Here is a 23,244-nt window from a genome sequence, read left to right as displayed (position 1 = left end):
CACGGAGAGTGACCGGAGCGAGTCCCCCGGCCGCCCGGGCCGAAGGGACGCTCCGGCGGGCGAGTCACCTCGCGACGCGGGCCACCCAGGCGGCGGGGTCGTGGATCTCGTCCTTGGTGGGCAGGGTGTTCGGGGACGTCCAGACCCGGTTGAAGCCGTCCATCCCGACCTGCTCCACCACGCCCCGCACGAAGACCGCGCCGTCCTGGTACTGGCGGAGCTTGGCGTCCATGCCGAGCAGTCGGCGCAGCACCAGGTCGAGCCGGTTGGCACCGCGGTCCCGGCGCTGCTGGAACTTCTCCCGGATCTCGGCCACGCTCGGCACCACGGCCGGGCCCACGCCGTCCATCACCACGTCCGCATGGCCCTCCAGCAGCGACATCACGGCCGTCAGACGGCCGAGGATCTCGCGCTGGGACGGCGACTGGACGATCTCCAGCAATCCGGTCGATCCGGCTTTCTCGCCCCGCCCGCCGAGGCCGGGCAGACCGCCGAGCGTGCCCGCCGCGTCCCGCAGCCGGTCCAGCAGCGCCCCCGGGTCGACGTCCGTCTCGGCCAGGAAGGACTGCACCTCGGACTGGATGTGGTCGCGCAGCCACGGCACCGCGGTGAACTGGGTGCGGTGGGTCTCCTCGTGCAGGCAGACCCAGAGCCGGAAGTCGGCCGGGTTCACGTCCAGCTCCCGCTCGACGTGCACGATGTTCGGCGCCACCAGCAGCAGCCGGCCCGGGCCGGGGCCCTCGGGGCCCAGCCGGGGCTTGTCGAAGAGCGCGGCCGGGCTGTCCGGCGCCTCCAGCGAGGGCTCGGCCGGGGCGAAGGTCTCGTACTGGCCGAGCACCTTGGTCGCCAGGAACGCCAGCAGGGCGCCGACCTCGATGCCGGTGGCCTTCTCCCCCACCGCGCCGAGGACCCCGGCCGCGGCGCTGCCGCTCCGGCGGGCCTGGAGCTTCTCCACCAGGGGCTGGACCACCGTCCGGAAGCCCGCGACGTTGGCCCGCACCCAACCGGGGCGGTCCACGATGAGCACCGGGGTCGCGGTGGCCGCACCGAGGCTGCTGGAGCGCATGCCCGTGAACGCCCGGACGTGCTCCTCCGCCTCCAGGGCGTGCCTGCGCAGTTCGGCGACCACGGCCGCCGCCTCCGCGCGGCTCACCTCCGGCCCCGGCCGTACCAGCCTGGTCGCGGTTGCGACCGCGAGATTCCAGTCGACCATGTCAGCACCGCCGCTCGCGCTCGTCATGCCCTCACCGTACGTGCTCCGGCCCATCGGGGGGAGCCACGGGAGCCCACGTCCTGCCGGACGGGTGCTCGGGACGGCCGGACTCCGGGCGGCGGCCGTGCGGGGCCGAACCCCCCGCCGGTGTACGGGGATCGGCCCCGGTCGGCGTCGCCGCGGGTGACTCAGTGGCAGCCGCAGGCCGCCAGTCTGGCCACGACGCGGTCCATCGCGGCGCGGGCGGTGTCGGCGGCCGCGGTGGTCTTCGTCATCACGGCGAAGGCGAGCAGCCGGCCTTCGGCGTCCACCACCGTGCCGGCCAGGGTGTTGACGCCGTTCAGGCTGCCGGTCTTGGCCCGGACCAGGCCGGCCGCCTCGGCCGCGCCGGAGCCGGCGCCGAAGCGCTTGCCGAGGGTGCCGGTGAATCCGGCGATCGGCAGGCCGGTGAGCACCGGACGCAGCGTCGGGTGATGCTCCGAGGAGGCCAGCGCGAGCAGTTGGACGAGGACGGCGGGCGGGATCGCGTTGCCCGTGCTCAGCCCGCTGCCGTCACCCAGCACCACCCCGGTCATCGGCACGCCGAGCCGGGCGAGCTCCTGGGTGACGGCGGTGGCGGCGCCCTCGAAGCTGGCCGGCTGGTGCGCGGCGAGCGCGGCCTGACGGGCGATCGCTTCGGCGAGGGTGTTGTCGGAGGTGGTGAGCAGGCGCTCGACCAGCCGGGCGACGGTCGGCGAATCGACCCGGCCGAGGACCGGCGCGGTGGCGGCCGCGGGGGCGGCGGCGGGCTTGGCCTTGCCGTCCACGGTGATGCCCTGGGCCTTCAGCTGGGCGGCGAAGGCGTCGGCGGCCTGGCCGGCCGGGTCGGCCACCCGGGCCGGCGCGTCCTCACGGCTCTTCGGGTCGACCTTGCCCTCGTCGATCATCAGCGGGGTGACCAGCGCGATGTTGGCAGCGTCGTAGTTCTTGTGCTGGGGGCTGCCCGCGTAGAGCGAGAGGTCGTAGTCCAGCTTGACGGCGGTGGTGCCGGCGGCCTTGAGGGCGGCGGCGGTCTGCCGGGCCAGGGCCTCCAGGGAGGCGGGGGCGGTGTCCGCGTCGGCGGGCGCGCCGCCGATCTGCACCTGGTCGGCGGGCAGCGCGGTGAGGGTCGGGTCACCACCACCCACGAGGGTGATCTCGCCGGGGTTCGCACCCTTGACGACCCGGGTGGCCAACCGGGTGTCCCCCGGGATCAGCGAGAGCGCCGCGACGGTGGTCGCCAGCTTGGTGGTGGAGGCCGGGGTGGCGGGCGCGTTCTCCCCCGAGCCGTAGAGCACCCGGCCGTCCGCCGCGTCCGCGACGGCGAAGCTGACGGTGCCCAGGTTGCGGTCCGCGAGCGCGGCGGCGAGCGCCTGCTGGAGCCCCTGGGCGGTCGGCAGCGCGGCGCCCGGTCCGGCCTCGGCCGAGGCCAGGACGGCCCCCGCGACCGGGGCCGGGCGGCCGGCGGCCGGGGTGGCGGACGTCCCCGTGGGAGAACCGGCGGGCCCGGCGGGCGGGGTGCCGGGCGGCGGGGTGGTGGACGGCCCGGCGGCCCCGGTCGGGCCGGTCGGCTCCGCCGCTCCCACCCGGTTCCGGCCCTGGTCGCCGCCGCGGTCGTGCCCGCGGTCGCCGTCGCGGCCACCGTCTCCGCCGTCGTGCTTCTTCCCGTCCTCGCCGTGGCCCGCGCTGTGCCCGCCGGCCGGAGGGGAGGGCTGGGCGTACGCGCCGCCGCCCGAGCCCAGCACCGTGCCGGCGACCAGTAGCGCCGCCCCGAACAACCCTGCGGCCGTCCCCCTGCGGCGGTCTCCCGCCCCGACCACTGCTCCCACCGACCGGCCCCTTTCCTGAGCACCCGCTCCCGTAGGAGACACTTGGATTCTGTCAGTCCCTACCTTGGAGGAACCGTTGGAGTTCGACGTCCTTATCGAAATCCCTAAGGGCTCGCGCAACAAGTACGAGGTCGACCACGAGAGCGGTCGCCTTCGTCTTGACCGGATGCTGTTCACCTCGACGCGCTACCCGGCCGACTACGGCTATGTCGAGGGCACCCTGGCGGACGACGGCGACCCCCTGGACGCCCTGGTCATCCTGGAGGAGCCGACCTTCCCCGGTTGCCTGATCAAGTGCCGCGTCATCGGCATGTTCAAGATGACGGACGAGGCCGGCGGCGACGACAAGCTGCTCTGCGTCCCGGCGACCGACCCCCGCTGGGAGCACCTGCAGGACATCCACCACGTGTCGGAGTTCGACCGTCTGGAGATCCAGCACTTCTTCGAGGTCTACAAGGACCTGGAGCCCGGCAAGTCCGTCGAGGGCGCCAACTGGGTCGGCCGCGCCGAGGCCGAGGCCGAGGTCACCGCGTCGATCAAGCGGCTTGCGGAGCAGGGCGGTCACTGAGCCCTCGTACCGATCTCGTTCGCAGGGCGGTTCGAGGTAGGTCGGGGCAGTCGGAGGCCGGGGTTCGCGGATTCGTCCGCGACCCCGGCCTTCGCCGTTCCCGGCCGCGCCCGGAGGCTCCCGCGCCGCTCCCGGACCGGCTTTGCCGACACTCTGTCGGCATGACGGCAACTTAGGTTAGGCTAACCAAAAAGTCGGAGCCCGTTCCGATCCCTGGAGGCCGCATGCCCACGCCCGAGCAGCCCGTCCCGTTCTCCACCGTGCTCCGCACCGCCAGCAGCGAGGAGCACGAGGCCGCGGAGCAGTCGTCCTTCATGAGCCGCCTGCTGGACGGACGGCTCGGCATCGACGCCTACGCCGACCTCACGGGCCAGCTCTGGTACGTCTACCGGGCCCTGGAGGGCCGGACCGCCGAGCTGGCGGACCACCCGGTGGCCGGACCGTTCATCGACCGGGCCCTGCTGCGCACCGCCGCCATCGAGCGCGACCTGGAGCACCTGCGCGGGCCCGGCTGGCGCGAGGGGCTGGCGCCGCTGCCCGCCACCGCCGCGTACGTGGCCCGGGTGGAGGAGCTGGCGGCCGAGTGGCCGGACGGGTACATCGCGCACCACTACACCCGCTACCTCGGCGACCTGTCGGGCGGTCAGATCATCCGCGGCATCGCCGAGAAGACCTGGGGATTCGAGCGCAAGGGCGACGGCGTGCGCTTCTACGTGTTCGAGGAGGTCGACAACCCGGCCGCCTTCAAGCGCGACTACCGGGCCAAGCTGGACGCCGCCGGACTCGCGCTGGACGACATCGAGCGCCGCCGGGTGGTCGAGGAGTGCAAGCGCGCCTTCGTGCTCAACGGCGCGATCTTCCACGACCTGGACGGGCGTTACCCGCTGAGCGCCTGACCACCGCCGCGCGGGAACGTCCCCGCACCGGTGCGCCCGCGCCCGACCGGACGGCGAAGCACCGGGCCCCGGCGAGCGGTTGCTCGCCGGGGCCCGGTGCTTCCTGGGCGCCGGATCAGGCCTGCGCGGCGGTCCGGCGGCGGGCCAGCACCGTGGCGCTGCCACCGAGCAGCAGCAGACCGGCCGCGGTGGCCAGCAGCGGCACCACCGGGGTGGCCGCCCCGGTGGAGGCCAGCGAGGCGCCGCCACCGGGGCTCAGCGAGGCGCCCACGCCGCTCCCCGCGGCGCCGCCGGAGCCACTGCCCGCCCCCGTACCCGTCCCCGCACCCGTGCCGGCACCGGCCGCCGGGCCGGTGGGCAGCTGGGCACCCTTGCCGAAGGCGAGCGCGACGGTGACCGGGTCGAGGGCCTCGCCGGCCGGGTAGCTGCCGAACGCGGGCACGCCCTCGGCGGTCAGCGTGGCCGGCACCCCGGAGAGCGTCACCACGCCGTTGACCGGGGCGAAGCTCGCCCCGGAGAGGTCCAGCCTGGCGATCCGGACGCCGGTGAGCGCGGTGTCGCCCTTCCCGTCCCGGGACTTCGCGTTGACGTCGGCGGTCAGGTAGGCGCCGTCCTTGTCGATCTTCAGGCCGAACCCGGCGAGGGTGGTGTCCAGCTGGTAGCCGCCGCCCTCCGGGTGGCCGAGGAAGCGGACCGAGCCGTTGAAACCGGCCGACACCGTGTGGGTCGCGGTGTCGTAGCTGCCGGTGCCGCCGCCGAAGCGGTAGTCCGCGGCGCCGCCGCCGAACTCCACCTTGCCGTTGGCCATCGTCGTCAGGTACTTGCGGAAGCTCTCCTTGACCGACCAGTCCAGGGTGGCGTTCACGATGGCGAGTTCGCCGTTCGGCGCGCCGGTGGCCGACGGCGAGCCCGGGGCGCTCGGCGACTTCGAGACGGACGGCGAACCGCTCGCGGAGGGCGAGCCCGGGACGGACGGCGAACCCGAGGCGCTCGGGGACTGCGAGGCCGACGCCGAACCGGTGGCGCTCGGCGACCGGGTGGCGGAGGGCGAACCGGTCGCGGACGGCGACCCCGAGGCGGACGGGGACTGCGAGGCGGACGGCGAGGCCGAGGGCGCGACGGTCGCCGTGACGGTCGGCGACGGCGTGGCCGGGCTCTGCTTCAGCAGCAGCGCCAGCGGGTCCATCGCGGCCCCGGCCTGGTAGAAGCCGGCGAACGCCTTGGCACCCTGCTCGGTGAGCGCGGCCGCCGTCGGCACGCCCGTGGTGGTGTCCCGGCCGACCGTGAACGTCACCAGCGGCACGTCGTCCCGGCGGGTGACCTCGGTGGCACCCATCGACTCCTTGGAGGCGGTGTCGGCGGTGAGCGTGCCGGTCGTCCCCGAGGTGAAGATCTTCAGGTCGCTCAGACCGACGTCCAGCGCGCCGTGGTGGGCGGTGAACCGGACGCCGCCGCTGAAAGCCGAGGTGAGCGCGTGGGTGGTGAGGTCGTAGGACGCGCTCGCCAGGCCGAAGTGGAGGCTGCCGTCGGCGTTGGTGGTGGCGCCGCCGGTCAGCTCCACGCTGCCGCCGCCGACCGGGCCGGTGACGTAGCCGCGGAAGCTGGCCTTGACCCCCCAGTCCAGCGCGCCGGTGTCGTACGTGACGCTGCCGGGCCCGCCGGCGCCGAAGGCCAGGGCGGGAGCCCCGAAGGCGGTCAGGCCGAGGCCCGCGGTGGCGGCGGCGAGGGCGGCCAGCCGGGTGCGGTTGCGGCGGCCTGCGGGCATGGCGGAACTGCGGGACATGGTGGGACTCCGTTCGGTGGGCAGGGGACGGGAACCGACGTCAGGCCGCGTCGGCGGGGGTGGCCCGGCGCCGGCGCCGGGCGAGCACCGCGGCGGTCGCGCCCAGTGCGACCACCAGGGCGCCGCCGGCCACCGCCACCGCCGGGACGCCGCCCGAGGAGGAGGACGCGGCGACGGGGGCGGCGGAGGCCGTGGTGGTGGCGGCGGGGCCCGGCGCGACCGGCGGGGCGCTGCCGATGTCGGGCAGCGGGGGGAGCGCGGCGGCCGGGTCGAGGGCGACGGCGAAGCTCAGCGGGTCCATCTCGGTACCCGCCGGGTAGAGCGTGCCGAAGGCCTTGGCGCCCGCCTCGGTGAGCTTGAGCGGGAGTTCGGCGGCCTTCAGCAGGCCCGCCTCGGACGTGAGCCCGGCCGGATCGAAGGCGGCCAGCTCGACCCCGGTCAGCGCCTGCGAACCGCCGTCCGGCGTACGGCCGGAGACGTCCGCGACCAGCCGGCCCCGACCGCCGGCCACCGTCACTCCCGGGTTGGCGAGGGTGAGGTCGAGCCCGTAGCCGTCGCCGCTCCGCACGCCGGTGAAGCGGACGCTGCCGGAGAAGGCGGCGGTGAGGGTGCCGGCCGCCGGGTCGTACCCGCCCTTGGCCGGGGTCCAGCGGAAGAACGCGCCGCCGTCGGCCGCGCCGCCGGCGAGCTCCCAGCGGCCCTGGGCGATCGCGCCGGTGACGTAGTCGCGGAAGGTCCGGCGCACCCCCCAGTCGAGGGCGCCGTTCGCGAACTCCGTCCGGGCCGGAGCCGCGGGGGCGGCCGCCGACGGGGGCGTCGACGCCGGGGCGGCCGTCGGCTGTTCCGGCGTCGCGGACGGCCGGTCGGCGGTCGGGGCGGCGGCCGGCGCGGACGGCGACGGGGCCGCCGGGGTCGGCTGGGCCGCCGGCAGGTTGACCGAGAGGTTGACCGGGTCCAGCGCCGTCCCGGCGGTGTAGAAGTTGCCGAAGGCCTTCGCTCCGGCATCGGTCAGCGTCGCGGGCACGTTGCCGAGCGTCAGGGTGCCGGCGGCGCCGCGCAGGTCGACCCCGGCCAGCGAGAGGTCGGCGAGCTTGGCCTGGCTCACGCTGCTGACCCGGCCGGTCTCCTCGGACTTGCTGCTGACGTCCGCGTACAGCCCGGCGCCACCGCCGGCGGCGGCCCGGAAGGTGAGCCGGCCGATGCTCAGGTCGAGCGCGTCGACGCCGTTCTCCTGGTGCCCGGTGAACCGGACCCCGCCGGAGAACGCGGCGCTCAGCGCGCCGGTGGCCGGGTCGTACGCGCCGGTGGCCGAGTGGAACCGGAAGGTGCTCCCGCCGACCGTGGCGGCGCCCCCGGTGAGCGCCCAACTCCCCTTGGCGATCGGGCCGGTGACGTAGGTCAGGAAGGACTGCCGGATCCCCCAGTCCAGCCGGCCGCCGGACACCCTGCCCTCCGCCGCCCCGGCCTGGACCGGCAGCAGCGCCACCGTCAGGAGGGCGGCGAGGGTGGCCACCAGGGTGGCGGCCAGGCGACGGAGCCGTCTGGGCAGAGGCACGGCGGATCACTCCTCGGCACGACTGGGGAGGGGTGGGCGCGGCGCCGACCCCCTTGCGGAACTCAGGTAAGGCTAACCTAATATATGGAGTCAAGAGTCCCGCCGATCTCCCCGGCCCGCCGCCGATGGCGACGCCAACTCCCACCGAAGGGACGCATGTTGAGCAGCAGCACGATCCGACCCCGGGTGGCCCGCGGCCCCCTCCTGCTGCTGGTGGCCCTCGGCATGCTGCTCGGGCTGACCGCCTGCGGATCGGGCGCCGGCGCCACCGGAGCGGCCGGCCGGGCCGCCGCCACCCGCGCCCCGGACACCGTGGAGCCACTGGCCGAGACGCCCGCTCCCCGGCTCCCGGTCACCGCCGCCTCCGCCGACGGCCGCCAGGTCACGGTGACCAGCGCCGAGCGGATCATCCCGCTCGACGGGAGCCTCGCCGAGATCGTGTTCAGCCTCGGCCTCGGCCCCAGGGTGGTCGCCCGGGACGTCTCCACCACCTTCCAGCAGGCCGCCGCGCTCCCGGTGATCACCCAGGCGCACGACGTCTCCGCCGAGGGCGTGCTCTCGCTGCACCCGACCGTCGTCCTCGCCGACCGCTCCACCGGCCCGGCCGAGGCGATCGCGCAGATCCGCGCGGCGGGCGTCCCGCTGATCGTCCTCGACGATGCCAAGAAGCTCGCCGACGTCGGCCCCCGGATCGACACCGTCGCCGCCGGCCTCGGCGTCCCGGACGCCGGACGGCAGCTCAAGGAGCGCACCGAGCAGCGGATCACCGAGGCGAAGGCCGCGCTGCCCACCGCCGGCCGACACCCCAAGGTCGCCTTCCTCTACCTGCGCGGCAGCGCCTCCGTCTTCCTCCTCGGCGGCCCGGACTCCGGCGCCGGCTCGCTGATCGAGGCCGTCGGCGGCGCGGACGCCGGCCAGGGCGCCGGGCTCACCGGCGACTTCACCCCGCTCACCGGCGAGGCCCTGGTCAAGGCCGCCCCCGACGCGATCCTGGTGATGAGCAAGGGCCTGGAGTCGGTCGGCGGCGTCGACGGCCTGCTGAAGCTGCCCGGCGTCGCCCAGACCCCGGCCGGGCTGGACCGCCGGATCGTCTCGATCGAGGACGGCCAGCTGCTCAGCTACGGCCCGCGCACCCCGCAGGTGCTCCGCGAGATCGCCGACCAGCTCTACCCGGCGGCCGCCAAGTGAGCACCGCCGTACGGAAGAAGGCCCTCGCACTGCCCGGACCCCGGCGCACCGCCGTGATCACCGCCGGTCTGGCCGCCGCCCTGGTGCTCTGCGCCCTGCTCGCGGCCGGCATCGGCGCCTACCGCATCCCGCTCGGCGACATCCTCGCCTCCTTCGGCCACCGGCTCGGCCTCGGCGGCCAGCCGCTCGACCGCGTCCCGGAGTCGGTGCTCTGGAACGTCCGCCTCCCCCGGGTGGTGCTCGCCCTGCTGGTCGGCGGCTCGCTCGGCTGCGCGGGCGCGTTGATGCAGGGCGTGTTCGGCAACCCGCTGGCCGAGCCCGCCGTGATCGGCGTCTCCTCCGGCGGCGCAGTGGGCGCGGTCGGCTGCATCGTGCTCGGCCTCGACGCCTTCGGCAACTGGACCGTCACCGCCTTCGCCTTCGCCACCGGCCTGCTGACGGTCTTCGCGGTGTACGCGATGTCCCGCTCCGGCGGCCGCACCGAGGTGGTCACGCTGATCCTCACCGGTGTCGCGGTGAACGCCTTCTGCGGAGCGCTGATCGGCCTCTTCCTCTTCACCGCCGACTCCGCCGCGATCAGCCAGGTGACGTTCTGGCAGCTCGGCTCGCTCTCCCAGGCCACCTGGGGCAAGGCGCTGGCGGTACTGCCGTTCGCACTCGTCGGCCTGGCCCTCGCCCCGCGCTACGCAAGGCAGTTGGACCTGCTGGCGCTCGGCGAACGGCCGGCCCGCCACCTCGGCGTGGACGTCGAGCGGATGCGCCTGGTGCTGATCACCCTGGTCGCCCTGCTCACCGCCGCCGCCGTCGCGGTCAGCGGCATCATCAGCTTCGTCGGCCTGGTCGTCCCGCACCTGCTGCGGATGCTGGCCGGACCGGGCCACCGGTTCCTGCTGCCCGCCTCCGCCCTCGGCGGTGCGCTCGTCCTGGTCGTCGGCGACCTCGCCGCCCGCACCCTGGCCGAGCCCGCCGAACTGCCGCTCGGCGTGCTCACCGCACTGATCGGCAGCCCGTTCTTCTTCTGGCTGCTGCGCCGCACCAGGACCAAGCAGGGAGGCTGGGCTTGAGGCTGCGGACCCGGCCCGAGGTACCCGGACGCCCCGCCCCGGGCACCGAGCTGCTCGCCGCCGAGGGCGTCCGGCTGACGGTCGGCGGGCGCGAGCTGCTGGCCGGCGCGGACGTCCGGGTGACGGCCGGCGAGGTGGTCGCCCTGCTCGGGCCGAACGGCGCCGGCAAGTCCACCCTGCTCTCCGTACTGGCCGGCGACCTCGCGCCGACCGCCGGCACCGTCCGGCTGCTCGACCGCCCGCTGGCCGGCTACCGGCCGGCCGAACTCGCCCGGCACCGCGCGCTGCTGCCGCAGTCGGCCGCCCTGTCCTTCCCGTTCCCCGCCGACGAGGTGGTCCGGATGGGCCGGGCCCCCTGGGCCGGCACGGCGGCCGCCGCCGAGGACGACGCGGTGGTCGCCGGGGCGATGGCCGCGACCGAGTCCACCGCCTTCGCCGGGCGGCCGTTCACCGCGCTCTCCGGCGGCGAGCGGGCCCGGGTGGCGCTGGCCCGGGTGCTGGCCCAGCGGACCGCGCTGCTGCTGCTCGACGAGCCCACCGCCGCCCTCGACCTGCGTCACCAGGAGCTGGTGCTGCGGGTCGCCCGGGCGCGGGCCGCCGCCGGGGACGGTGTGGTCGTCGTGCTGCACGACCTGTCGCTGGCGGCGGCCTACGCGGACCGGGTGGTGCTGCTGACCGCCGGTGCGACGATCGCCGACGGCCCGGTGGCCGAGGTGCTGCGCGCGCCGCTGCTCAGCGAGGTCTACGGGCACCCGGTGGAGGTGCTGGCGCACCCGCGCACGGGCGTCCCGCTGGTCCTGCCCGAGCGCGACCGCTGAGCAGGGGACGGGCGCCGGGCACGGGCGGGCGCCGAACTCCGGCGACCGCTGGACACGGCCGATCGCTGCGCACCGGGGCCCGGCGCGCGCCGGGCCCCGGTCAGGCGTCGTCGTCGAGCCGGAAACCGACCTTCAGACCGACCTGGTAGTGCTGGATCCGGCCCTCCGCCAGGTGCCCCCGGACCTGCGTCACCTCGAACCAGTCGAGGTTGCGCAGCGTCCGGGAGGCCCGCTCCACCCCGTTGCGGATGGCGGCGTCGATGCTCTCGGTCGAAGACCCGACGATCTCGGTCACCCGGTAGACGTGCTCGCTCATGACGGACTCCCTCACCTGTGCGACGGCCCCCGTCCACCGTGCACCGCCACCGGCCGGTCCGCACTCCGGCGCCCGCCGGGCGGGCCCGGGGCCCGTCCTCGGGAGCGCGGCGCCGCCCCCGTGCCGGGGAACCCGGGCACGGGCCTAGAAGGCCGCCCGGATCTCGCCCACCGGCACCCCACCGCCGAGCAGCGGCGCGGCCGCGATCCGCTCCACCGTGCCGTCCGCCGTGGTCACCCCGAGCCGGCGCAGCGCGGCCGCCAGAACCGGCCCGCGGGCCCGCTCGGCACCGTCATCGATCTTGAAGGCGAGAGCCCGGCCGTCCGGCAGCGCCACCGCCTGCACGGCCTCGGCCCCCATCTTGGACAGCGCGCCCGGCACCGCCCGCATCAGCCAGGTGTCGGCCCGGCGGGTGCCGGCCACGTACTCGGGGTGGGCGCGCATGGCGTCGGCCACCCGGCGCTGCGGCGTCCCCGGCTCGGCCCCCAGCAGCGCCCGGTAGCCGCGGGCCAGGCCGGTCAGGCTGACGGCCAGCAGCGGGGCGCCGCAGCCGTCCACCCCGGCGTGCGCCGCCGGCTCGCCGGTGGCCTCCGCCATGGCCTCGCGGGCCAGCACCTGGAGGGGGTGCGCCGGGTCGAGGTAGCTCTCGGTCGGCCAGTCGTTGGCGACGCAGGCGGCCAGCCAGCCGGCGTGCTTGCCGGAGCAGTCCATCAGGATCGGTGCGCGCCCGCCGCCGGACCGCAGGTGCAGCTCGGCCTCGGTCTCGTCGAGCGGCAGGTCGGCCGGGGTCCGCAGGGCGGACTCGTCCAGCCCCGCGTCACCCAGGATCCGCCGTACGCCGTCCAGGTGAAACGATTCCGCGGAGTGGCTGGAGGCGGCCAGCGCCAGCAGCTCGCCCTCGATCGCCAGGCCCGCCCGCAGGGTGGCCACCGCCTGGAACGGCTTGGCGCACGAACGCGGGAAGACCGGGGCGTCGGGGTCGCCCAGCGCGAAGTCCACCGAGCCGTCGGCGGCGAGCAGGACCAGCGATCCGTGGTGCCGGCCCTCGGTGAAGCCGGAGCGTATGACCTCGGCGAGCACGGGCAGGGCGACGGAGTGGGACATGGCGGAAGCCTTCCGGGGTGAGGGTGGGCCGGGGGCGAGCCGGACCGCACGCACCCGCCCCGGACACCTCACCCGGTCAGAGCGGGCCGCCCGCGAGCAGGTCGTCGACCCGCGCTTCCCCATCACGGTACCTGCGGGTGATCTCGGCACTGCAGCCGTCCGCCGTCCGCAGCAGCAGCTGCCGCCGGCCGGACACCTCGCGCTCGTGCGCGCGCAGCCGGTCCAGCGCGGCCAGCAGCTCCTCGGGCGGGTGCGCGGCCAGGTCGGCCAGCTGGACATCGCCCATCAGGGCGTCCGCCTCCAGCTGGGACTGCTGGCCGCGGGGCGGCCCCAGGGTGACGTGCCGGGCGGAGCGGCGGACCGTCGACGGGGCATCGGTGAGGATGGCCGGCAGCCGGTCCAACAGCGCGCCGCCCGCCGGGCTCTCACCCCCGGCCGCCACCAGGAGCGCGCCCGGCCGGCGGTCGAGTTCGGCCCGCAGGATGTCCATCCGACCGTGCAGCAGGCGCCGCAGATAGGAGAGGTCCGCCTCCTGCTCCAGGGTCTCCCGGCGCAGGGTGCGCAGCTGCTCCAGGCCCAACCGCCCCAGATCGGGCTCACCCTCCGTACCCGCTGCCGGGCCGGAGGAGCCCCCCACCGGCTCCGGCCCCTCGGGCGTCTGCCCGGACCGGCCCCGTGCCGTGCTGCTCGCGTCCATCAACCAACCACCTGCCGTCGTCCGATCCCGCCCGCTCGCGGCACCCCGTCGCCTGCCGCCGGTCCGACCCGTCCCCCGGGCGGGCCGTCGCGCGTACCCGCCGCGCACACCCGTCCGATGGCACGCGCGATCGCCCCCGAAAGGTTCCCGCCCCCGCCGATGCCACCCCACGGGGCGACACCACCAGAACGCCTGACCTACCGACTCGACCACCCGGCCGAACGGACCCGGCGCGGCGGACCTCTGGCGCCCCGGACCCTCGTACCGCCCCAGCGTGCCACCCCGCCCACCGCCGGTGCACCGCCCGTGCACCCGAACGGCCCCCTGGCGAACGGGGGTGGCTGATATGACCGGGGCTTTTCGCAGCGAGAGCGGCATCCCCTGGCGCGCAGGCGCGCACCACCCGGCGCGTACGGGCCTTGCGCACGCCCCTCAGGGGGCCGCCGGAACGCGCCGCCCGCTCCGGCACAATGGCCGCATGCGAGCAGTGGTGCAGCGAGTGACCGAGGCCAGGGTGACGGTGGCCGGCGAGACCGTCGGCGCGATCGAGGGACCGGGGCTCTGCGTCCTGGTCGGCGTCACCCACGAGGACACCCCCGCCAAGGCGGCCCAACTGGCCCGCAAGCTCTGGACGCTACGACTGCTGGAGCCGGACGAGGCCCGGGCCGACGGGGTCGAGCAGTCCTGCTCGGACCTGGGCGCGCCGCTCCTGGTGATCAGCCAGTTCACCCTCTACGGGGACGCCCGCAAGGGCCGCCGCCCCACCTGGAACGCCGCCGCCCCCGGCCCGGTCGCCGAGCCGCTGGTGGACGAGGTGGTCGCCCAACTGCGCGCCCTGGGCGCCAAGGTCGAGACCGGCCGCTTCGGCGCGGACATGCGGGTCGCACTGGTGAACGACGGCCCGTTCACCGTCCTGGTCGAGGTCTGACCGGACCGGGGCCCGACCGGCCCGGCTACTGCGGGACGATCACGTCCTGCGTCCCCGGCACCGTCCCGGCCAGCAGCACCGCGTCCACCGGGACGTTCCGCTTGACGATCGCCAGCGCGATCGGCCCCAGCTCGTGGTGGCGCGCCGAGGACGTCACGAAGCCCAGTGCCCGGCCGTCCGGGTCCGAGGCGAGCCGCACCTCGGTACCGTGCGGGGGCAGCGTCTCCTCGGTGCCGTCCAGGTGCAGGAAGACCAGCCGGCGCGGCGGCCGGCCCAGGTTGTGCACCCGGGCGACCGTCTCCTGGCCGCGGTAGCAGCCCTTCTGCAGGTGGACGGCGGTCGTCAGCCAGTCCACCTCGTGCGGGATGGTCCGGTGGTCGGTCTCGAAACCGAGCCGCGGCCGGTGGCCCTCGATCCGCAGCGCCTCGTACGCCCAGATCCCGGCCGCCGGGCCGTAGCCCCCGGTCAGCGCCGCCAGCTCGGCACGCGGCAGGAAGAGGTCCCGCCCGTAGGCCAGCTCGCGGACCGCCGCCGCGCCGTCCGCCGCGGCGGTGGAGCCGGCCGGCAGGTGGACCACCGCGTAGTCGGCGGTCGCGTCGGCGACCTCGACCCGGTAGAAGAACTTCATGCTCTCCAGGTAGCCGAGCAGTGCCTGCGCCGTTCCCGGCTCGACGTGCGCCCAGGTGGTGGTGCCGTCGTCGACCAGGTACAGGGCGTGCTCGACGTGTCCGTTCGGGGAGAGCACCAGCGCCTCGGTGGCCTGCTGCACGGGCAGCTCGCTGACGTGCTGGGTGAGCAGCAGGTGCAGCCAGGCCAGCCGGTCGTCGCCGGTCACGGTGATCACGCCGCGGTGGGAGAGGTCCACGAAGCCGCTGCCCCGCGCGAGGTTGCGTTGCTCGCGGAAGATGTCGCCGTAGTGGGCGGCCACGCCCTCGTCGGTTCCCTCGGCGGGGACGGCACCGGGCAGCGCAAGCAGCGGGCTCTTCATACCGGCCAGCTTACGGCCGGTCCTCGGCGAGCTTGGCGGTGCAGTCGGCGCAGCGGCCGAAGATGGCGAAATGCTTGAGGTCGGTGTCGAAGCCGTGCTGCTCGCGCAGGCTCTCGATCAGCGGGCGGGCGATCTCGGTACCGGTCTCGGTGACCTTCTCGCAGTCCCGGCAGACCAGGTGCAGGTGGTGGTGACGGCCCGCCAGGTGGTACGTCGGAGCGCCGTGGCCGAGGTGCGCGTGCGACACCAGGCCGAGCTCCTCCAGCAGCTCCAGGGTCCGGTAGACGGTGGAGATGTTGATGCCGCTGGCCGTCCGGCGGACGTGCCCGAGGATGTCGTCCGGAGTCGCGTGGTCGAGCACGTCGACCGCCTCCAGGACGAGCTGGCGCTGGGGCGTGAGGCGGTAGCCGCGCTGACGCAGATCGGCCTTCCAGTCGCCGGAGAGCTGCCAGTCTGTGGTGCCGGTGTCCGCCACGGTGCTGTCCCTGCCAAGGTCGGGGTCCTGATGCAAGTGTAGGGACCGGCCGTCGGCCGGTCCCTACCTCGTGCGCGGTGGGCTGTGGGCTGTGCCCGGCGGTGAGCCGTGCTCAGCGGTGAGCCGTGCTCAGCGGAAGAAGGCGATGCCGTCGTCCGGCAGGTCGTTGATGTCCTTGATCAGCTGGGCCGGGCTGAGCACCTTCTTCAGCTGCGCCGACATGTACGGGCGCAGCGGCACGTTCGGGGCGGCCTTCTCGCCGACCCAGAGCAGCTCCTCGTTGACGAAGCCGAAGAGACGCTTGCCGCCCGAGTACTCCGGCGAGCCCTCGATCCGGGCCACCGCGTCGGTGGAGACGTCGATCTGCGGCTTGCCGTCGGCCAGCTCGCCGTACCAGATCTCGACCGCGCCGTCGTCCCGGACGGAGGAGATCTCGATCCCGCGGGCACCGCTGGTGCCGTGCTGGTTGCTGGTCACGCGCCAGAACGCGTGCTCGTTCTCCAGCGGGCGGACCTTCTCGCCCTCGCTGTCCAGCACCCAGGTGCGGGAGCGGAACTCCAGGAACGGCCGGCCGTCGTGCCGGAAGACGATCTCCTGGCCGAAGTTGCACTTCTCCGCACCGGCGGCCTCCTCGCCGGGCAGCGGCGCGTAGACGCCCGCGCCCTCCCAGGTGCCGAGGAGGAAGGCGAGCGGGACGACGTCCTTGTGGAGGTCAGAGGGGATCTCGATCATGTTCCTGGTCGCTGTCGTCGACGATGTGGGGCAGCTTCAACCGTACGGCAGCCGGACTCAGCGCTGGCCCTGGTACAGCTTCATCACCGAGAAGATGGCGAACCAGGTGATCAGCACGGCCATGAGGGCCAGCAGACCGTCGAAGAAGATTTCCAGACCGGACACGGGGGGCTCCCAGGGCGGCGACAGTGTGGTGGATTTTGCTGGCGCTCACTCTATCCGCCGGGTGACGACGGGTCTCGGTGAGCCCCACCACGTCGGCATTTCGCCGGGATCTAGGGTGGCGGCATGTCCTCCGATACGAAGTCCGACTCGAAGAAGCTCGTCATCAAGGTCACCGCCGGTGCGGACGCGCCGGAGCGCTGCTCGCAGGCCTTCACGGTGGCGGCGGTGGCCGTCGCCAGCGGGATCGAGGTCTCGCTCTGGCTGACCGGCGAGTCGTCCTGGTTCGCCCTGCCGGGGCGGGCGGCGGAGTTCGAGCTGCCGCACGCGGCGCCGCTGCCGGACCTGCTGGAGTCGATCCTGGCGGCCGGCACCGTCACCCTCTGCACGCAGTGCGCGGCCCGGCGCGGGATCGAGCAGAAGGACACCGTCGAGGGCGTCCGGATCGCGGGCGCGCAGGTCTTCGTCAGCGAGATCATGGCGGACGGCGTGCAGGCCCTCGTCTACTGATCCGGCCCCCGCCGCCCCTCGTGGTCCGGGTGGTCCCGGTCGTGACCGGGGTCGCCCCACTTCGGGTCCTCCCAGCGCGGGTCGTTCCACCAGTCGTCCTCGGGGTCCCGCTTGTTCGCGAACACCGCGGCGGCGGGCGGGATCACCATCGCGACCACGCACATGCCGATCGCGGCCGGGACGGACCAGAACCGGACCACGCCCCAGGCCAGGACGAACAGCCCCAGGCAGACGCCCATCATGGCGAAGTAGTAGCGATGCCGCCGGCTCCCCTGCACGCTTCCACCGTACGACCGAGGGCCCCTGCGGAAGCAGGGGCCCTCGGGATCGGATCCGGCCGTTTCGGGCCGGATCCGGCGCACTCGGTCACCCGGAGCGCTCGGCGTGCGAAGCGCACGCGGGGCGCTCGGAGCGGGGTCAGAGCGCTCAGACGGCGATGGCGACCTCGGTCAGGTTACCCTGGGAGGCGACCACCTGGCGGTCCACGGTCTGCCCCGGGACGAGCGCGCGCAGCGTCCACTTGCCCGGGCGGGCGAAGAACCGGAACTGGCCGGTCGCCGAGGTGGGCACCTCGGCCGTGAACTCGCCGCCCTCGTCGAGCAGCCGGACGTAGCCGTTCACCGGCTCGCCGTCTCGGGTCACGGAACCCTGGATGATCGTCTCGTTCGCCACGTCAACTCCTGCCAGGTCCGGCCCACCGGCCTTCGCACCGCACATGTCTTGTCTTCCCTTCAGCCTTACGGGTGGAGCCGGCGGTTCAGTTGCCGAGCTCGATCGGCACGCCGACGAGGCTGCCGTACTCGGTCCAGGAGCCGTCGTAGTTCTTCACGTTCTCCTGGCCGAGCAGCTCGTGCAGCACGAACCAGGTGAGCGCGGAGCGCTCGCCGATGCGGCAGTAGGCGATGGTGTCCTTGGCCAGGTCGATGCCCTCGGCCTCGTACAGGGCCTTCAGCTCGTCGTCGCTCTTGAAGGTGCCGTCGTCGTTGGCGTTCTTGGCCCACGGGATGTTGCGGGCGCTCGGCACGTGGCCGGGGCGCTGCGACTGCTCCTGCGGGAGGTGGGCCGGGGCGAGCAGCTTGCCGGAGAACTCGTCGGGCGAGCGGACGTCGACCAGGTTGAGGGTGCCGATGGCGGCGATCACGTCGTCGCGGAAGGCACGGATCGAGGAGTCGACGGCCTGCGCCTTGTACTCGGTCGCGGGGCGGGCCGGCACCTCGGCGACCAGGTCGCGGGAGTCCAGCTCCCACTTCTTGCGGCCGCCGTCCAGCAGGCGGACATCGCCGTGGCCGTACAGCTTGAAGTACCAGTAGGCGTACGAGGCGAACCAGTTGTTGTTGCCGCCGTAGAGCACCACGATGTCGTCGTTGGCGATGCCCTTGGCGCTCAGCAGCGCCTCGAAGCCGGCCTGGTCGATGAAGTCGCGGCGGACCGGGTCCTGGAGGTCGCTCTTCCAGTCGATCCGGACGGCGTTGCGGATGTGGTTCTTGTCGTAGGCGGAGGTGTCTTCGTCGACCTCGACGATGACGACCTTCGGGTCGTCCAGGCGGGCCTGGACCCAGTCGGCGTCGACCAGGACGTCGCTGCGGCTCATGGTGGTGTTCTCCATCCGAGGGCGGTTTGCGGAAGGTGCTGCTGCGGGTGCTCGTCGGCGGCCGTTCCGAATTCATGTCCGAATAATGGGACGAACCAGGGAGGCGCACTGTTCCGAGCGGTGGTCTGCGGTGTGCAGCGGGAACGGCCGGTACGGGGTACCGGGCCAGATCACCGGGGAAATCGGCGGCGGGCGGGAAATGCCCTGCAAAGACGCCGAGTTAGCGCATTCGACACAGACAGGCGGCCACGCGGCACAGGTCTACCGCCCGCCGCTTCGTGAGGTCCGTCTGTCGCTTCATGCCGACGATGCTAGGGACACGGGGTACCCGCTGTCATCAGCGTATCGAATACTGAGACCAGATGGCTCAGATAACGAGATTTGACCTTCGTATGGTGGGCGGGAACCGGCCAACCGCCGTTCGGGGCCTCCGGGGGGACGGTCGGGGGCGGGAAGCACACCGCTCCACGGTCGGCGCTGGACAGCGCGTCTCGCGGAGCGGAACAGGGGCAAGGGGTACGGGGTATGGCGGTACGGGGCATGGCAGTGCGGGCCGGCGCTGCGGCCGGCGTCAGCCGATCAGGGTCACGCCGTCGCCCTGGAAGGACAGCTGGAGGCCCTCCTCCTTCGGGGTCACCCCGGACAGCTTCAGCCCGGCCGGGAGCTGGTCGAGGGTGAAACTGACCGGATCGACCTTCTGGTTGGTCAGGCCCGCCACCATCGCGGCCACCCCGCTGAGCTGGAACCCGTCCGTCGTGACGGTGTTGCCCTGGCTGTGCACCGAACCCTCGCCGACCGCGAGCGGGCCCAGCGCCGCCTTGATCCTGCCCGGCCCGCCGTACGACAGGCTCAACCGGGCGTTGGGGGCCACCGGCAGCTTCCCGGCGGCGGGCACCATCTCGGCGGCGGGCGGCAGCAGCTGGGCGAGGTCGGCGTAGGAGATCAGGCCGCTGCCGCTGCCCTTGGCCACCGTGGCGCTACGCAGGCTGTCGCTCACCGCGACGCCGGACAGCCGGGCCTCGAAGGAGTGCAGCGCCACCTGGTGGGTGCCGTCACCGACGGTCAGCCCGTCGGCCGAGATCCGGAGGTCGTCCACCTTCTTCGACAGCAGATCGGTGAGGAACGGGACGTCGCCGATCGACACGTCCGGCCGATGGCTCATCCGGCCGCTCTTCACCAGTTGCTCGGCGACCTCGTCCTCGGCCAGGCCCACGGCGATCCGGTCCGCGCCCACCAGCAGGCCGGAAAGGACCACCAAACCGATCGTCGCCTTCAGCCAACCGCGCATCGCTCTCCCCCGTCGTCGCCCGCCGCTGTCGTCGTACGCGTCGTTCTCTTCGTCGATCTCGTCTTACCGGTCGGTCCGGTCCTACTCGTCGGTCCGGTCGGCGCCACCGGGCCCGCGAGCGCCCCGCCCGGACGGCCGGCCGCCGCGACGGCCGCGCTCGCACGACCGTACGACGCCCGGCTCCGGACCATGGTTCCGGAACCGGGCGTCGCGGGGCGTGCCGCCGGACCTCAGCCCGCCAGCAGCCGGGTGGCGATCCAGATCAGCGGCGAGGCCACCGCCAGCGGCAGGGCCACGCCCGCCGTCATGTGCACGAAGCGGGACGGGAAGTCGTACCCGGCCACCCGGCGGCCGACCAGGGCGCCCAGACCCGCCAGCACGCCCAGCGCCGACGGGGCGCCGACGACCAGGCCGAACACCACGGCCGCCAGCAGTCCGAGCACCGGGCCCAGCTGCTTCGGACCGGGCAGCGGCGCCGCGGCCAGCACGGTGGCCAGCGCGACAGCGCCGACCGCCGCCGGCACCCAGTCCGCCAGCAGCAGCGCGGTGCAGAGCACCGTCACCACGCTGGCCGAACCGAGCACGGTGAGCGCGTAGAACCGCTCCTTCGGGTCCGAGGGGCGGAACGTCTGGAGCACCAGGACCAGCAGGAAGAACCCGCCCAGGGTGCCGACGACGGCTGCCGCCCCGCCGTCCGAGTCGGCCAGCAGAACCGCCACGTCGGCGGTGAGACCGGCCAGCACGGCGAGGGCGATGCCCTGACGGGCCGGCCACATGCCGTTCAGCCGGAACCAGCCGGCCGCGGTCAGCACCTGGAGCAGCGCGACGACCAGCGCCAGCGCCGGCTGCCCGATCGCCGCGCCCCCGGCCAGCAGCGCGGCCGCACCGGAGGTGATCAGGGCGGGCTGCAGGCCCGGGTCGATGATCGGCGAACCGGTCCGGACGGGCGCGGCGGAACCGGGCGCGACCGGTCCGGGCGCGGCGGTGCCTGGTCGACCCGGCACAGCGCCGTGCGGGGCACCGGCGCGGCGGCGGCCGGTGGGGGCACCGGGGCCGTCGGCGGGGGCCGTCGGGCGCTTGAGCGTCATGGTCGGCGAGTCGAGGACGTGCGCCGGGGCCGGGGCGGGGGCCGGGTTCGCGGCCGGGGCCGGCGCGGGCGGCATCGCGCCCGACACCACCACCGGTGGGAGCAGCGTCGTCGCCGCGTCGTCCATCGGCGGGACGGGCGGGAGCAGGGCCGTCGCCGCGTCGTCGACGGGCGGCTGGGCGTACGGCTGCTGCCCGAGCGGCGGCTGCCCGTACGGCTGCGGCTGTTGCCCGTACGGGGGTCCGGCCTGCTGCGGTCCGGCCTGCTGCTGACCGCCCGGCCGGGCCTGCTGACGCGGCTGCCCGTACGGCTGCTGCGGAGGCCGGGGCTGTCCGTACGGCGGGGGCTGCGGGGGCTGCTGCTGCCCGTACGGCTGCTGGGGCGGCTGCTGGGCGGGCCCGCCGCCGTACGGCGGCGGCTGCCCGGGAGCACCGGCCGGCGACCGTCTTCCCGGGTGCTCCGGCTGCCCCGGTGCCCGGCCCGCGGCGGGGCCGGGAGCGGGGGCGTACGGCCGGGCCACCTGCTCCTGCGGCTCCGGCGCGTACCCCTGCTCGGGGGCGTACGGGTGCTGGGACTGCGCCTGCGGCTGCTGCGGCTCCTGCCAGCCGCCCGGGCCGGCGCCCTGCGGGCCGCCGTTCACGTTGTTCGGGTCCGTCACGCCGCTCACCCTCCCGCGAACGGCGGGAGCACCTCGACCGTGCCGCCCTCGGTGAGGGACACCGTCGCGTGGTCACGGCCGCCGACGGGAGAGCCGTCGACCAGGTAGGAGCAGTGTCCGAGCAACCGGACGAGCTTCGGCCGGTCGGCGTGCCGCGTCCTGGCCGCCGCGAGTGCCTCCGCCAGGGTCGCCGCCTCGTACGGCTCCTCGGCCAGCCCGGCCTCCGACTTCGCCGCCGCCCAGTAGCGGATCGTCCCGCTCACCCGAGCGGCGCCCGCTGGTTCGGTGGTCGCGCCCATGGCAACCCCTTCTCGTCGTCCTCGCCCGGGCCCGGTGCCCCGGGCGGGTCCCCACCGGCGGCCGAACACCACTCGAAAGAGGTACGCGTACGGTGCCGCCGATACGCGTCCCATGATGGCGTGTCCGCCGACCCGACCGGCAATCGCCCTGGCCGCGCGGGTGCCGGCGCGCGCGACGCTGTGGTCAGGCTCACCCCCGGCGTGCCCGAAAAGGCCGAACGGCCGCTTTCGAGCCCTCCCGGCGAGAGAGCAGGTCGGCTATCCTCGACCCCTGAGGGATCCGGGCAGAGTCGCCCCCGGATCCTTTCGTGCTTTCAGGACGCCAGTACGGACGTTCTTGCGATTCGTCGGCCCACCCCCGGCGCGGAGCAGGAACCGCCCCGCCATTCCCGGCACAACGACGTACCGGGACCAGGACGGGGTGTCGGATCCCGGCTCCGGGCCGCCGCCCGGTACGGGACAGACCGGAAGGTTCACGGGATGGGCAGGGCAGAAACGGTGCACCAGGGGTTGCGGGACCTCCGACGCACGCCTCGTTCTGCCGTGCACGCCGGTGAATCCTCCGGTGGACGCCTGGCCTCCTCCCCCACCTCCCTCGCGTCGCCCGCCGCCGCCCCACCCGGGGCCCGCGCGCGACACCTCCCCGCACGTGCGCCAACCGGCTGTGGCGGCAGCCGTCACGCGACCGCGACGACCCGGAAAGGGGACTACCGGGTATGAGTTCTCTGCTCCTCCTCACCAACGCGCTGCAACCCTCCGCGGAGGTACTGCCGGCCCTCGGCCTGCTGCTCCACAACGTCCGGGTGGCGCCCGCCGAGGGCTCCGCCCTGGTGGACACCCCCAGCGCGGACGTCATCCTGGTCGACGGCCGGCGGGACCTGCCGCAGATCCGCAGCCTCTGCCAGCTGCTCCGCTCCACCGGCATCGGCTCACCGCTGATCCTGGTGGTCACCGAGGGCGGCCTGGCCGCCGTCACCGCGGAGTGGGGCATCGACGACGTCCTGCTGGACACCGCCGGCCCCGCCGAGGTGGAGGCCCGGCTGCGGCTCGCCCTCGGCCGCCTCCAGGTGACCACCGACGACAGCCCGATGGAGATCCGCAACGGCGACCTCTCGGTCGACGAGGCCACCTACTCCGCCAAGCTCAAGGGCCGGGTGCTCGACCTCACCTTCAAGGAGTTCGAGCTGCTCAAGTACCTCGCGCAGCACCCCGGCCGGGTCTTCACCCGGGCGCAGCTGCTCCAGGAGGTCTGGGGCTACGACTACTTCGGCGGCACCCGGACGGTCGACGTCCACGTCCGGCGCCTGCGGGCCAAGCTCGGCGTCGAGAACGAGCAGCTGATCGGCACCGTGCGCAACGTCGGCTACCGCTTCGTCGTCCCGGAGAAGCCGGACAAGGGCGAACGGCCGGACCTCGCACAGCGCTCCTCGGCCTCGCTGGAGGCCTGACCGTCGGCCGGGCGGCCGACCGCCGCCCG

At 74.5% G+C, this 23,244-nt stretch carries 25 protein-coding genes; 8 read left to right on the top strand and 17 right to left on the bottom strand.

Features of this window, described 5'->3' with window-relative positions; all coding sequences use genetic code 11:
* Positions 1-64 precede the first annotated feature (64 nt).
* Both ACZ34W_RS09175 and dacB read right to left on the bottom strand, forming a co-directional pair.
* Positions 65-1,240, bottom strand: coding sequence for a zinc-dependent metalloprotease (locus tag ACZ34W_RS09175; protein ID WP_329489120.1), 1,176 nt, complete (start codon positions 1,238-1,240; stop codon positions 65-67).
* 161 nt (positions 1,241-1,401) lie between these two features.
* The gene (dacB, locus tag ACZ34W_RS09170) at positions 1,402-3,060 is read right to left on the bottom strand and encodes a D-alanyl-D-alanine carboxypeptidase/D-alanyl-D-alanine endopeptidase (protein WP_465602838.1); all 1,659 of its coding nucleotides are present in this window, start codon (positions 3,058-3,060) and stop codon (positions 1,402-1,404) included.
* A gap of 76 nt (positions 3,061-3,136) precedes the next feature.
* Here dacB and ACZ34W_RS09165 point away from each other — a divergent pair, with 76 nt between their 5' ends.
* Positions 3,137-3,628, top strand: a complete 492-nt coding sequence (locus tag ACZ34W_RS09165) for an inorganic diphosphatase (protein ID WP_329492202.1) — start codon at positions 3,137-3,139, stop codon at positions 3,626-3,628.
* Between the two features lie 224 nt (positions 3,629-3,852).
* Positions 3,853-4,524: a biliverdin-producing heme oxygenase gene (locus tag ACZ34W_RS09160; RefSeq protein WP_465602836.1), complete on the top strand. Its 672-nt coding sequence runs from the start codon at positions 3,853-3,855 to the stop codon at positions 4,522-4,524.
* 115 nt (positions 4,525-4,639) lie between these two features.
* Here the strand turns inward: ACZ34W_RS09160 and ACZ34W_RS09155 are convergent, their stop codons facing one another.
* Together ACZ34W_RS09155 and ACZ34W_RS09150 are read right to left on the bottom strand one after the other, a co-directional pair.
* A complete protein-coding gene (locus ACZ34W_RS09155; RefSeq protein WP_465602834.1) occupies positions 4,640-6,307 on the bottom strand; it encodes an HtaA domain-containing protein in 1,668 nt (555 codons plus the stop codon).
* Positions 6,308-6,347: 40 nt separating this feature from the next.
* The gene (locus ACZ34W_RS09150; RefSeq protein ID WP_465602832.1) at positions 6,348-7,862 is read right to left on the bottom strand and encodes an HtaA domain-containing protein; all 1,515 of its coding nucleotides are present in this window, start codon (positions 7,860-7,862) and stop codon (positions 6,348-6,350) included.
* Positions 7,863-8,018: 156 nt separating this feature from the next.
* On the opposite strand from ACZ34W_RS09150, the gene ACZ34W_RS09145 reads away from it, so the two are divergent.
* From ACZ34W_RS09145 to ACZ34W_RS09135, 3 genes are read left to right on the top strand one after another with little or no spacing between them, the layout of a single operon-like run.
* Positions 8,019-9,050, top strand: coding sequence for a heme/hemin ABC transporter substrate-binding protein (locus ACZ34W_RS09145; RefSeq protein ID WP_465602830.1), 1,032 nt, complete (start codon positions 8,019-8,021; stop codon positions 9,048-9,050).
* On the top strand, positions 9,047-10,114 hold the full coding sequence (locus tag ACZ34W_RS09140; RefSeq protein ID WP_465602828.1) for a FecCD family ABC transporter permease: 1,068 nt from the start codon (positions 9,047-9,049) through the stop codon (positions 10,112-10,114). The genes ACZ34W_RS09145 and ACZ34W_RS09140 overlap by 4 nt, the downstream gene beginning before the upstream one ends.
* Positions 10,111-10,932, top strand: coding sequence for a heme ABC transporter ATP-binding protein (locus ACZ34W_RS09135; RefSeq protein WP_465602826.1), 822 nt, complete (start codon positions 10,111-10,113; stop codon positions 10,930-10,932). Before ACZ34W_RS09140 ends, ACZ34W_RS09135 begins: the two co-directional genes overlap by 4 nt.
* A gap of 100 nt (positions 10,933-11,032) precedes the next feature.
* Here the strand turns inward: ACZ34W_RS09135 and ACZ34W_RS09130 are convergent, their stop codons facing one another.
* The 3 genes from ACZ34W_RS09130 to ACZ34W_RS09120 form a co-directional block, all read right to left on the bottom strand.
* On the bottom strand, positions 11,033-11,248 hold the full coding sequence (locus tag ACZ34W_RS09130) for a dodecin (RefSeq protein ID WP_329489112.1): 216 nt from the start codon (positions 11,246-11,248) through the stop codon (positions 11,033-11,035).
* 144 nt (positions 11,249-11,392) lie between these two features.
* Positions 11,393-12,352, bottom strand: coding sequence for an asparaginase (locus tag ACZ34W_RS09125; protein WP_359835494.1), 960 nt, complete (start codon positions 12,350-12,352; stop codon positions 11,393-11,395).
* Positions 12,353-12,428: 76 nt separating this feature from the next.
* Entirely contained in the window at positions 12,429-13,049 is a 621-nt protein-coding gene (locus tag ACZ34W_RS09120) for an RsiG family protein (RefSeq protein ID WP_380385488.1), read from the bottom strand.
* 478 nt (positions 13,050-13,527) lie between these two features.
* Here ACZ34W_RS09120 and dtd point away from each other — a divergent pair, with 478 nt between their 5' ends.
* Positions 13,528-13,977, top strand: a complete 450-nt coding sequence (dtd, locus tag ACZ34W_RS09115) for a D-aminoacyl-tRNA deacylase (RefSeq protein ID WP_329489109.1) — start codon at positions 13,528-13,530, stop codon at positions 13,975-13,977.
* Between the two features lie 25 nt (positions 13,978-14,002).
* Here the strand turns inward: dtd and ygfZ are convergent, their stop codons facing one another.
* The 3 genes from ygfZ to ACZ34W_RS09100 form a co-directional block, all read right to left on the bottom strand.
* On the bottom strand, positions 14,003-14,965 hold the full coding sequence (ygfZ, locus tag ACZ34W_RS09110; RefSeq protein WP_329489108.1) for a CAF17-like 4Fe-4S cluster assembly/insertion protein YgfZ: 963 nt from the start codon (positions 14,963-14,965) through the stop codon (positions 14,003-14,005).
* 10 nt (positions 14,966-14,975) lie between these two features.
* Positions 14,976-15,440, bottom strand: a complete 465-nt coding sequence (locus tag ACZ34W_RS09105; protein WP_329489107.1) for a Fur family transcriptional regulator — start codon at positions 15,438-15,440, stop codon at positions 14,976-14,978.
* 129 nt (positions 15,441-15,569) lie between these two features.
* Complete coding sequence (locus ACZ34W_RS09100) at positions 15,570-16,172, bottom strand: heme-binding beta-barrel domain-containing protein (RefSeq protein ID WP_329489106.1); 603 nt, start codon at positions 16,170-16,172, stop codon at positions 15,570-15,572.
* Between the two features lie 288 nt (positions 16,173-16,460).
* Between ACZ34W_RS09100 and ACZ34W_RS09095 the strand changes: the two genes are divergently transcribed.
* A complete protein-coding gene (locus ACZ34W_RS09095; RefSeq protein ID WP_329489105.1) occupies positions 16,461-16,844 on the top strand; it encodes a DsrE family protein in 384 nt (127 codons plus the stop codon).
* Here ACZ34W_RS09095 and ACZ34W_RS09090 read toward each other — a convergent pair.
* The 7 genes from ACZ34W_RS09090 to ACZ34W_RS09060 form a co-directional block, all read right to left on the bottom strand.
* Entirely contained in the window at positions 16,838-17,122 is a 285-nt protein-coding gene (locus ACZ34W_RS09090; RefSeq protein ID WP_465602822.1) for a DUF3099 domain-containing protein, read from the bottom strand. The two genes, ACZ34W_RS09095 and ACZ34W_RS09090, sit on opposite strands and share 7 nt — an antisense overlap.
* A 148-nt stretch (positions 17,123-17,270) precedes the next feature.
* Entirely contained in the window at positions 17,271-17,561 is a 291-nt protein-coding gene (locus ACZ34W_RS09085; protein WP_093861460.1) for a DUF1416 domain-containing protein, read from the bottom strand.
* 40 nt (positions 17,562-17,601) lie between these two features.
* Positions 17,602-18,435 carry a sulfurtransferase gene (locus ACZ34W_RS09080; RefSeq protein WP_352293668.1) on the bottom strand — a complete coding sequence of 278 codons (834 nt, stop codon included), beginning with the start codon at positions 18,433-18,435 and terminating at the stop codon, positions 17,602-17,604.
* A 220-nt stretch (positions 18,436-18,655) separates the two neighbouring features.
* The gene (locus tag ACZ34W_RS09075; protein WP_350517234.1) at positions 18,656-18,736 is read right to left on the bottom strand and encodes an Ms5788A family Cys-rich leader peptide; all 81 of its coding nucleotides are present in this window, start codon (positions 18,734-18,736) and stop codon (positions 18,656-18,658) included.
* 270 nt (positions 18,737-19,006) lie between these two features.
* A complete protein-coding gene (locus tag ACZ34W_RS09070) occupies positions 19,007-19,690 on the bottom strand; it encodes an LmeA family phospholipid-binding protein (protein ID WP_329489102.1) in 684 nt (227 codons plus the stop codon).
* 263 nt (positions 19,691-19,953) lie between these two features.
* Positions 19,954-21,468, bottom strand: coding sequence for a hypothetical protein (locus ACZ34W_RS09065; RefSeq protein WP_465602819.1), 1,515 nt, complete (start codon positions 21,466-21,468; stop codon positions 19,954-19,956).
* A gap of 5 nt (positions 21,469-21,473) precedes the next feature.
* Positions 21,474-21,767 (bottom strand): MoaD/ThiS family protein, encoded by a 294-nt coding sequence (locus tag ACZ34W_RS09060; RefSeq protein WP_329489100.1) that lies wholly within the window; start codon positions 21,765-21,767, stop codon positions 21,474-21,476.
* A 716-nt stretch (positions 21,768-22,483) separates the two neighbouring features.
* Here ACZ34W_RS09060 and ACZ34W_RS09055 point away from each other — a divergent pair.
* A complete protein-coding gene (locus ACZ34W_RS09055) occupies positions 22,484-23,215 on the top strand; it encodes a response regulator transcription factor (protein WP_329489099.1) in 732 nt (243 codons plus the stop codon).
* Positions 23,216-23,244: the final 29 nt, after the last annotated feature.

Source organism: Kitasatospora sp. NPDC022856 (assembly GCF_055561235.1).
Note: the sequence above shows the minus strand (reverse complement) of the source record. Positions and strands in the feature narration are given on the sequence as shown.

What these genes read in the sequence shown, in the direction of transcription:
- ACZ34W_RS09120 (WP_380385488.1), bottom strand. Translation starts at nt 13,049, where the DNA reads ATGGACGCGAGCAGCACGGCACGGGGCCGGTCCGGGCAGACGCCCGAG.
- ACZ34W_RS09080 (WP_352293668.1), bottom strand. Translation starts at nt 18,435, where the DNA reads ATGAGCCGCAGCGACGTCCTGGTCGACGCCGACTGGGTCCAGGCCCGC.
- ACZ34W_RS09055 (WP_329489099.1), top strand. Translation starts at nt 22,484, where the DNA reads ATGAGTTCTCTGCTCCTCCTCACCAACGCGCTGCAACCCTCCGCGGAG.
- ACZ34W_RS09060 (WP_329489100.1), bottom strand. Translation starts at nt 21,767, where the DNA reads ATGGGCGCGACCACCGAACCAGCGGGCGCCGCTCGGGTGAGCGGGACG.
- ACZ34W_RS09145 (WP_465602830.1), top strand. Translation starts at nt 8,019, where the DNA reads ATGTTGAGCAGCAGCACGATCCGACCCCGGGTGGCCCGCGGCCCCCTC.
- ACZ34W_RS09160 (WP_465602836.1), top strand. Translation starts at nt 3,853, where the DNA reads ATGCCCACGCCCGAGCAGCCCGTCCCGTTCTCCACCGTGCTCCGCACC.
- dtd (WP_329489109.1), top strand. Translation starts at nt 13,528, where the DNA reads ATGCGAGCAGTGGTGCAGCGAGTGACCGAGGCCAGGGTGACGGTGGCC.
- ACZ34W_RS09130 (WP_329489112.1), bottom strand. Translation starts at nt 11,248, where the DNA reads ATGAGCGAGCACGTCTACCGGGTGACCGAGATCGTCGGGTCTTCGACC.
- ACZ34W_RS09085 (WP_093861460.1), bottom strand. Translation starts at nt 17,561, where the DNA reads ATGTGCGGTGCGAAGGCCGGTGGGCCGGACCTGGCAGGAGTTGACGTG.
- ACZ34W_RS09125 (WP_359835494.1), bottom strand. Translation starts at nt 12,352, where the DNA reads ATGTCCCACTCCGTCGCCCTGCCCGTGCTCGCCGAGGTCATACGCTCC.
- ACZ34W_RS09175 (WP_329489120.1), bottom strand. Translation starts at nt 1,240, where the DNA reads ATGACGAGCGCGAGCGGCGGTGCTGACATGGTCGACTGGAATCTCGCG.
- ygfZ (WP_329489108.1), bottom strand. Translation starts at nt 14,965, where the DNA reads ATGAAGAGCCCGCTGCTTGCGCTGCCCGGTGCCGTCCCCGCCGAGGGA.
- ACZ34W_RS09100 (WP_329489106.1), bottom strand. Translation starts at nt 16,172, where the DNA reads ATGATCGAGATCCCCTCTGACCTCCACAAGGACGTCGTCCCGCTCGCC.
- ACZ34W_RS09155 (WP_465602834.1), bottom strand. Translation starts at nt 6,307, where the DNA reads ATGTCCCGCAGTTCCGCCATGCCCGCAGGCCGCCGCAACCGCACCCGG.
- ACZ34W_RS09095 (WP_329489105.1), top strand. Translation starts at nt 16,461, where the DNA reads ATGTCCTCCGATACGAAGTCCGACTCGAAGAAGCTCGTCATCAAGGTC.
- ACZ34W_RS09075 (WP_350517234.1), bottom strand. Translation starts at nt 18,736, where the DNA reads ATGAAGCGACAGACGGACCTCACGAAGCGGCGGGCGGTAGACCTGTGC.